Genomic DNA, 8,813 nt, shown 5'->3' with positions numbered 1-8,813 from the left:
ATCAGGGGTTTTGTTTTGGGCGGTCGAAAACCCAAACCGGTCCAAAGCTGCCGACAAATTTGCACAGTTATTTCTGAACCAGACCATTAGAATAGGCACCTAACCTTTTTTAGAGTTCGAGCCCTATCTATGCCCGATCCGGTTGATACCGTCGAGGTGTCGCAGTTACCACTGGAGGATCTGGTGGCATGCCATGAGTGCGACTTGCTGATGCGCAAACCCGCACTCGCCCTCGGTGAAAAAGCCCAATGCCCACGTTGCGGTTACGAGCTTTACGCTCACCGCCACAACGTGGTTGAGCGAAGCCTCGCTTTGGTGCTGGCTGCACTGTTGCTGTACATCCCCGCGAACTTTTTACCCATCATGCAGCTCAATCTTCTCGGGCAGTCTTCGCAGGACACCGTATGGAGCGGCGTGGTAGGTCTGTTCGATACCGGCATGCAAGGTGTCGCAGCCGTGGTGTTCCTGTGCAGCATGGGCATTCCCCTGCTCAAGCTGCTCTGCCAATTGGCGGTGTTGCTCAGTATCCGTTGGAACATCGGCCGCAGTTATGGGCTGTTGCTTTACCGCATTTACCATCACCTGAAGGATTGGGGGATGTTGGAGGTTTACCTGATGGGCGTGCTGGTCGCGATCGTCAAACTCGCGGACATGGCCTCCATCACCATTGGCCTGGGGCTTGTCTGCTTCGTCAGCCTATTAGTGGTTCAAGTACTGCTGGAGGTGGTGATGTCGCCCCACCAGATCTGGCAAGCGCTTTCAGGAGAGGATGATCATGCGGGCGATTGATGCGGGCATTCTGATTTGTACCGAATGCCACGAATTGAACAAGCAAGAGGCGGATACCGATGAGCAGCTGTGCACCCGTTGCGGTGCGCTGATCCATGCGCGTCGCCCCAACAGCCTTGTGCGTACCTGGGCGTTGCTGATCACTGCAGCGATCCTGTATATCCCGGCCAATCTGTTGCCAATCATGACCATCAACTCTCTCGGCCAGGGTGATCCCAGTACGATCATGGCGGGCGTGATTCAGCTGGTGCAGCACGGAATGTTCCCCATCGCTGCGGTGGTGTTTATCGCCAGTATTCTGGTGCCGACGTTCAAGCTGGTGGGCATTGGCTTATTGCTGTTCTCGGTGCAACGTCACCAACCGTTGTCCGCACAACAACGCATTATCATGTACCGCTTTATCGAATTCATTGGCCGCTGGTCCATGCTGGATATCTTCGTGATCGCCATCCTGGTGGCGGTTGTTAACTTTGGGCGACTTGCCAGTGTCGAGGCCAACCTTGGCGCCGCAGCGTTCGCCAGTGTGGTGATCTTGACGATGCTTGCCGCAGTAACTTTTGATCCCCGACTGATTTGGGATAACACGGAGTCGGACGACGACCATGAGTGATTTGCCTAAAGCTAAAACCCGCCCGGCCTCTAACTGGTCGGCCATTTGGGTGCTTCCCCTGATTGCGCTGATCATCGGCGGCTGGCTGGGATGGCGTGCCTATTCCCAACAGGGAATCGAGATCCAGGTGCGCTTTGAAAGTGGCGAGGGCATCCAGGTCAACAAAACCGAAGTGGTCTACAAAGGCATGACGGTGGGGAAGGTCAAAGCCTTGGCCCTGGATGACGAAGGCAGCAATCGCGGGGTGATCGCCACCATCGAGATGAACAAGGACGTCGAGCAATACCTCAAGACCAACACACGCTTCTGGCTGGTAAAGCCCAGCGTCAGCCTGGCCGGTATCACCGGCCTGGAAACCCTGGTCTCGGGTAACTACATTGCCGCCAGCCCTGGCGATGGCGAGCCCACGCGCAAATTCAAGGCGCTCTCCGAAGAGCCGCCGTTATCTGACGCCAAGCCTGGCCTGCACCTGACCCTTAAAGCCGATCGCCTCGGCTCACTGAACCGCGGCAGCCCGGTGTTCTACAAACAGATCCAGGTTGGCCAGGTCAAAAGCTACCTGCTGTCCGAGGACCAGAGCACCGTCGAGATCAAGGTTTATATCGAGCCGACTTACGCCAGCCTGGTGCGCAAACACACGCGTTTCTGGAACGCCAGCGGCATCAGCATCGACGCTAACCTGTCCGGCGTAAAAGTGCGTAGCGAATCGCTGTCCAGCATCGTCGCCGGCGGTATCGCGTTCGCCACCCCTGAAAATCGCAAGGACAGCCCGCCGACCGATCCGAGTCTGCCTTTCCGTCTTTATGAGGATTTCGACGCCGCCGCCGCCGGCATCAAGGTCAAGGTCAAGCTCACCGACTTCGAAGGCCTGCAGGCTGGGCGCACCCCGGTCATGTACAAGGGCATCCAGGTTGGTAGCCTGAAAACCCTGAAGATTGACCCGGACCTGTCCAGCGCCCATGCCGAGCTGACCCTCGACCCACTCGCCGAAGACTACCTGGTGCAAGACACGCAGTTCTGGGTGGTCAAGCCGTCCATTTCCCTGGCCGGCATCACCGGCCTGGAGGCGTTGGTAAAAGGTAACTACATTGCCATCCGCCCCGGCGACAAAGGCAGCGCACCGCAACGTGAGTACGTCGCCCGCGCCAAGGCGCCCCCACTGGATCTACGCTCCCCCGGCCTGCACATGGTGCTCTTCACCGACAACCTAGGCTCCCTGGATGTTGGCAGCCCGATCCTCTACAAACAGGTCAAGGTCGGTTCGGTGCAGAGCTACCAGTTCTCGCGCAAGAACAAGCAACTGGTGATCGGCGTCCACATCGAGAAGGAATACGAAAACCTGGTCAACGGTTCAACGCGTTTCTGGAACGCCAGCGGCGTCACCTTGACTGGCGGCCTCACCGGCGGCATCCAGGTGAAGAGTGAATCCCTGGCCAGTCTGATGGCTGGCGGTATCGCCTTCGAAACCCCGGAACAGAATGTACCGTTGAAAAAACGTATCCCGCGTTTCCGCCTGTTTGCCGATCGCGACGCGGCCAACCAGCACGGGACCCTGGTGACCATCAAGGTTGATCGCGCCGACGGCCTGCGCCCCGGCACGCCCGTACGCTTCAAAGGCCTCGACGTGGGCAAGATCGAGAACGTCGACCTCAGCGCCGACATGCAGTCGGTACTGCTCAGCGCCCGGATCACCCAAGTGGCTGATCGTATTGCGCGCAGCGGCAGCCAGTTCTGGGTGGTCAAGCCTGAGCTGGGCCTGATGAAAACCGCAAACCTGGAGACTCTGGTCACCGGCCAATACATCGAAGTGCAGCCCGCCGTGAAAAACGCCGGGCCGCAAAAGAGCTTCGTCGCGTTGGACAAGCCACCAGAGGCTGTTCACCAGCAAGAAGGCCTGAGCCTGGTCCTCAGCGCCGCACGCCGTGGTTCGTTGAAGGAAGGCGTGCCCGTCACTTACCGTGAAGTCACTGTAGGCAAAGTCACCGGCTACGAATTGGGCCAGACCGCCGACCGGGTGCTGATCCACATTTTGATCGAACCTAAATACGCACCACTGGTGCGCAGTGGCAGCCGCTTCTGGAATAGCAGTGGGTTTGGTTTGGACTTCGGCTTGTTCAAGGGGGCGACGGTGCGCACGGAATCTCTGGAGACGTTGGTGGCCGGTGGTATCGCCTTTGCCACGCCGGATGGCGAGCGCATGGGCAATGCGGCGCGACCGCAGCAGACGTTCCCGTTGTTTGATAAGTTTGAGGATGAGTGGCTGACCTGGGCGCCTAAGATTCCATTGGGCAAGTAGACCGCGGCGCGGCCATCGCGGGCAAGCCCGGCTCCCACATTGGAATGCATAACTCCTGTGGGAGCCGGGCTTGCCCGCGATGAGGCCCTCAACATCACTGCAAAACCCCAGCCCATAAAAAAGGCCGCGATCCAAACAGATCGCGGCCTTTTGCATTTCAGCGTCTCCGATTAAACCTCATCCAACTCCGGCTCATCCGCCTGCACATTCACCGTCGCCTTCACCACATCATGACGACGGATGTACTTCCAGTCCGCCTCATCAATGTAGATACCATTCGGCCCGCTGCCGCCTTCCAGGTCGATCGCCACTTGGGCGGACACCTGCGGCTTCACACTGGCCAAAATCGGCACAAAGCCCAGCTGCAAACTGGTTTCCAGCAACGCCGCCTGGTTCTTCTCATCGATGTCCGCTGCCTCATCGAGGTAGTACGGTAAACGCACGCGCCCGGCCTGGTCACGGTCCATCAAGTGCAGCAACAAGTACATGTTGGTCAGCGCCTTGATGGTCATGGTGGTGCCGTTGGACGCCGCGCCGTCGATGTCGGTGTGAATCACCGGCTGGCCATGCACCTTGGTGATTTCAAATGCCAGCTCGAACAAGTCCTTGAGGCCCAACTGGTTATGGTTGGCGGCCACAAGACGGGCCAGGTATTCCTTGGCCTCTTCGTTCTTGTTGTCCTGCTCGGCGCTCTGGCTCAGGTCGAACACCGACAGGGTTTCGCCTTCTTCATACTGACCGGCACTGTGGATGATCTGGTCGATATGCTTGAGGGCTTCCTTGTTCGGCGCCAGCACGATGCGGAAGCTTTGCAGGTTGGACACCTGACGCTTGTTGATCTCGCGGTTGAACAAGGCTAACTGGTGCTCAAGGCTGTCGTAGTCGCTGCGGATATTGCGCAAGGTCCGCGCAATATCGGTGACGGCTGCACGGCGCGCCTTGCCTAGGGTCAGGGCTTCATCGGTGCGGTGCGCATAAGCGTTGATCAGCAATTGCAGACGACGCTCTACGTCATCCTCGCTGTCGAACTTGGCCACGCCCTTGAGGCGCACCTGTGCATACAGCGCCTCAATCTGGCCATCAGCGCGCAGCAAACCTTGCCAGCTGTCCTGATAGTCATTGAGCAATGGCAACAGGTTGTCCATCGAGTCGTCGACCGGGTCCATAAACGGTGTGCCGAACGGCAAGTCGGCCGGCAACAACTGACGGCGGCGCAGGGCGTCATCCAGCGTGCGTTGCTTGGCTTCCATATCGCCGATCTGACGGCCGACCAGTTGCAGCTTGGCCGACAACTGCTGGACACGCTCGGTGAAGGCATCACTGGAGCGCTTCAACTCATCTTGCGCGGCTTCCATCTGCGCCAGGTTTTCGAGCTTCTCGCCTTCTTCCGCGCTCAGGGTTTGCGCGCGACGGAAGTCTTCCAGCGCCTTCTGCGCATCCAGCACTTGCTGGTACAGGGCTTCGGTCTGGGTCTTGCTCGCCGCACGGTCAGAGGCTACGGCCTGCTGCGTCTTGAGCTGCTTGAGTTCTTTTTCCAGGCGCTCTTTCTGGTCGCGCAATGCCGCGCGATCGGCCAGCGCCTGCAATGCCGGTGGTTCGATATTGGAGATGTCGATCGACAGCCCCGGCACTTCAAATTTTTCACCCTTGAAGCCATCAAGGATCTGCTCCAGGGATTTAACCCACTGGCCATCCTCATCCAGCGTGATGCCATGCTCGCCCAGCGGCAAACTGAACAACGAACTGTTGAACAGGCGCATCAGACGCTCGACGTCCTGTTGTGAGAATTCTTCACGCAGTTTGGCGTAACTGTTGTTGTCGGCATGGTCGAGCTGTTGCTTGACCGACTTCAGGCGTTTCTCCAGGTCACGCAAGCGCTCATCCAGGTCCTCAGCGCTGAACTGACGGGATTGCGCCAGGGCGCCCGCCAATTCATCGTGGGCATCCTTGGCCGCCAACAGTTGCTGCTCCAGCACCTTGACGTCATCCACCAGCGCAAAGCGATGCTTAAGCACCGACAGCTCGCCCAACCAACGCTGGATGCCACTGATCTCGCGCTCCAGGCGCATCAGCTCCTGGGTACCGCCACGCTGATCGTTTTGCAGCGCGTCCTGCTCGTTACGGTAGTGCTCGGCCTGGATGGTCAGCTCTTCCTTGCGCGCACTGGCGTAGTCTGACCAGGTGCCGAGCAACGAATCCAGCAAGGGCGACAGGCGATGCAATTTGCCGCGCAATACATCGCGCAAGCGCACGCCATTGGCGAGCGCTTCAACCAACGGCCCGGCAGCCACCAGCGAGTTGTAGTCCTGCTCCATGCGCCTTACATCACGGAAGGCTTCTTCGCACGCAGCGATGTAGTCCACGCTGCCGGAACGCAGGCTGTGTTCGAACGCATCCAGGAACAATTGCTTGAGCTTGGCCGCGGTGATTTCGCGCATGTGCAGCAGGTTGATAAACAGCGCGCGGAAGGTCTTCAGGCTCTGTTCGCTGGTGGAACGCAGCGGAATCAGGGTCAGGTCCAGTGGGATTGACGTGTGGCCACCGACCAGCAAACGGCGCAGTTCATCCGGTTTGAGTTCGTAGGCTTTAAGGCCTTCGCGCTCAAGGTTGGTGAACAGCTCTTTTTGACGCAGGCAGGTGTCGTTCTTCTGGTAGTGGGCCAAGTCCAGCTTGCCGGCATAGGCAAAGAACTGGTGACCGAAACCACCGCCCGGGCCGCGCCCGACCACGCCGATTACGTGCGGGCCGTGGGGCAGCGAGACTTCCACGAGGATGTAGCTGGTGTCGGTGGCAAAGTAGAAGCGCCGCGATTGTTCCAGGGTGTACTTGCCGAAACTCATGTCCGACATACGCGCCAGGATCGGGAACTGCAAGGCGTTGATCGACGCAGATTTACCCAGGTTATTCGCGCCGTACACCGACAACGGTTCCTCCAGCGGGAACAAGCCCAGGCTGTAACCCGCGGTGTTCAATAGGGCGAAGCGGCGGATGCCGTAACGTTCCTTACTCATGCGTCGGTCTCCTGTTCTTCGGCAATGGCGCGGGCCAGGGCGTCTTCTTCGCTTTCTTCTGCGAAGTCGCTGAGGTCCAGCGGGTCATCGGTTTTCAGCAGTTTTTCATCGCTGTCTTCATCGATGATTACCGGCGCCGGCAATGGCAACACACTGTGCACGCTGGCGGCCAGGTCACGGTCCTGCTGCACGGACAGGCACACATCAAGGAAGCGGTGCATCGGCGGCAGGAAGCGATAGATGCCGTTGTCTTCGCTGGCAAAACCCAGTTGGGTCATGCGGCGCATGATCTTTTCTTCGAGCTCTTCCTGGGTCTGCACTTCGGCCTGGATAAACAGGTCGCGGTACTTTTCCAGCAACGACGGCAACTCATCGCGGCCCAGGCTGCCGCCATCGAGCACGGCGACCGGGTCGCGGCCCTGGTCGGCCAGGTGCTCGACGATGATGAAGGTGAACAGCGCCAGACGTTGCGCGGTCTTGTTGACCTGCGCCGCAGCCACGGCAGTGTCCGGCACGAAGTAATAGAAACCGCGTGTGTCACACACCAGCTCAAAGCCCAGGGCCTTGAACAGTGTGCGGTACTGGTCCTGGAAGTTCGACAGTTGTGCGTACAGCTCCGGGTCGCGGCGGCTGACGTGGTAACCCTTGAACAGCTCGCGAAAGATCGGTGCCAGTTGGGACAGTTCGGATAGATCAAGATGCATAAGGCGTGCTCGCAGAATTCTCGGTGGCATCGGTGCCAGCCGGGAGCAGGGCGAATGAGCGCAGGCTGACCTGGTGCTCGTGTGTGTGGTAGTCGCGGCGTTCCAGGCGTTCGCGCTTGAAGCGTTTTTCCCGCGAGAGCCGTGAGAACCAGTACAGCAATTCATCGGTGGCGCCGTCCGGTTCCTGCTCCAGCAGCCAGGTCATCAGGTCCGGCATCGGTAGCGCGTCTTCGCAGCGCTCGAGCATTTCCTTGACCGTGCGCGGCGCACGCTGGGCTTCGCCCTTGTGGGATTTGTGCGCCTTGGGGAAACGCGCCGGTTTCGGCTCGAAATTGGCCAGGGCATACACGTACGCTTCGACCTGGCTGGCACTGCCCAGGAAGGTACTTTGAGGCCGGGTAAACATCGGCATCGCCGCTTGCGGCACCGCGTCCAGGCCTTTACGGCGAATGGCCGACAAGGCCAGCGCCGCGCCACGCGTCACGGCGTTGTGGCGGCGCGCTTCTTCGCGCAGCGGCAGCAGCAGTTCGCGGGCATGGCGCAAGGTGAGCTGGGCGCTGGTTTGCATTTCGAGGATGCGCGCGTGAGTACGCAGCAGCATATCGTCGTCGACCAGATGGCCGAGGCGTTGCTGCTCGGTGAGCATGCGCAGCAGCACATTCTCGACCTTGCGCACGCCTTGCTCGAAGGCGCCGTCGGCGTTCACCAGTTGGATCATGGGTTCGACGTATTCGTCCCAGGTCGCCAGTACCTCGGCGTAACGCTGGCGCAACGGGATTTGCCGGTCGCTGGTCTTGGCGCGGTCGGCCACGGCCGCCAGGGCTTGTTCGTCGTTGGCGAGTTTTTTCAGCACGTCCCGCACACGCATATCCAGCAAGCGCAGTTGGCGGGCCAGGTCGTGGCCATCACGGATGTCAAAGGCGTCCTGGATGTAACCGGCCAGACGCTCAAGGTGGCGCAGGTAGGCTTCGATTTCCAGGCACAGGCCAAGCCGGTGCTCCTTGCGAAGATAGGCGAGGAAGTCGTGGATCTGTGCATTGAGCTCGAAACGGTTCGGGCTCTTGGCGACAGGCACCAGGATATCCAGGCGAATCCACACGTCCAACAGGCTGGTGATGTCCTGTGGCGTGCTGTCCAGTTGTTGGGCCGCCAGTTGTGCGCGCAGCTCGCCCAGGCTCAAGGTGCCTTGGTCGAAGTGTTCGCACAGTGGCTCAAGCAGGGCCCAGTGTTCGGCGAGGGCGCGCAAGACGCGCTTGGGTTCGATCATCGGAATGGCCGGCTGGTTGGCGAATAAAAGTCGCGATTGTACTGCATCAGGCGCGGGATTTATCCACAGCCGGTCAGTGCGCAGTGGGCGATTGTTACCGAACAGCGGTAGAATCCCCGCTCTTTAGTTATCCACA

The 8,813-nt window shown here is 59.5% G+C and carries 6 protein-coding genes; 3 read left to right on the top strand and 3 right to left on the bottom strand.

The features are described 5' to 3' along the window. The first annotated feature begins 129 nt into the window (after positions 1–129). The 3 genes from HX790_RS28330 to HX790_RS28320 are packed head-to-tail and all read left to right on the top strand — an operon-like array spanning position 130 to position 3,695. Positions 130–789, top strand: a complete 660-nt coding sequence (locus HX790_RS28330) for a paraquat-inducible protein A (RefSeq protein ID WP_017134540.1) — start codon at positions 130–132, stop codon at positions 787–789. Next, positions 776–1,399 carry a paraquat-inducible protein A gene (locus HX790_RS28325; RefSeq protein ID WP_017134539.1) on the top strand — a complete coding sequence of 208 codons (624 nt, stop codon included), beginning with the start codon at positions 776–778 and terminating at the stop codon, positions 1,397–1,399. The genes HX790_RS28330 and HX790_RS28325 overlap by 14 nt, the downstream gene beginning before the upstream one ends. Then, complete coding sequence (locus tag HX790_RS28320) at positions 1,392–3,695, top strand: PqiB family protein (RefSeq protein WP_017134538.1); 2,304 nt, start codon at positions 1,392–1,394, stop codon at positions 3,693–3,695. The genes HX790_RS28325 and HX790_RS28320 overlap by 8 nt, the downstream gene beginning before the upstream one ends. A 170-nt stretch (positions 3,696–3,865) precedes the next feature. On the opposite strand, the gene mksF is transcribed toward HX790_RS28320, so the two are convergent. Genes mksF through mksB form a run of 3 tightly spaced genes read right to left on the bottom strand, consistent with a single transcriptional unit; the run spans position 3,866 to position 8,677 of the window. Further along, entirely contained in the window at positions 3,866–6,706 is a 2,841-nt protein-coding gene (mksF, locus tag HX790_RS28315; RefSeq protein WP_017134537.1) for an Mks condensin complex protein MksF, read from the bottom strand. Continuing rightward, entirely contained in the window at positions 6,703–7,410 is a 708-nt protein-coding gene (mksE, locus tag HX790_RS28310; RefSeq protein WP_017134536.1) for an Mks condensin complex protein MksE, read from the bottom strand. The genes mksF and mksE overlap by 4 nt, the downstream gene beginning before the upstream one ends. Further along, complete coding sequence (mksB, locus tag HX790_RS28305) at positions 7,400–8,677, bottom strand: Mks condensin complex protein MksB (RefSeq protein ID WP_017134535.1); 1,278 nt, start codon at positions 8,675–8,677, stop codon at positions 7,400–7,402. Before mksB ends, mksE begins: the two co-directional genes overlap by 11 nt. Positions 8,678–8,813 lie beyond the last annotated feature (136 nt).

The sequence above is a fragment of the Pseudomonas sp. IPO3747 genome (assembly GCF_013385245.1).
In the GTDB taxonomy this organism is placed as follows: Bacteria; Pseudomonadota; Gammaproteobacteria; order Pseudomonadales; family Pseudomonadaceae; genus Aquipseudomonas; species Aquipseudomonas edaphica.
The sequence above is the reverse complement of the archived record's forward strand: the minus strand, read 5'-3'. Positions and strand labels throughout refer to the sequence as shown.

Excerpts from the sequence above, each read along its gene's own strand:
- HX790_RS28325 (WP_017134539.1), top strand. The coding sequence starts at position 776 with ATGCGGGCGATTGATGCGGGCATTCTGATTTGTACCGAATGCCACGAA.
- HX790_RS28330 (WP_017134540.1), top strand. The coding sequence starts at position 130 with ATGCCCGATCCGGTTGATACCGTCGAGGTGTCGCAGTTACCACTGGAG.
- mksF (WP_017134537.1), bottom strand. The coding sequence starts at position 6,706 with ATGAGTAAGGAACGTTACGGCATCCGCCGCTTCGCCCTATTGAACACC.
- mksE (WP_017134536.1), bottom strand. The coding sequence starts at position 7,410 with ATGCATCTTGATCTATCCGAACTGTCCCAACTGGCACCGATCTTTCGC.
- HX790_RS28320 (WP_017134538.1), top strand. The coding sequence starts at position 1,392 with ATGAGTGATTTGCCTAAAGCTAAAACCCGCCCGGCCTCTAACTGGTCG.
- mksB (WP_017134535.1), bottom strand. The coding sequence starts at position 8,677 with ATGATCGAACCCAAGCGCGTCTTGCGCGCCCTCGCCGAACACTGGGCC.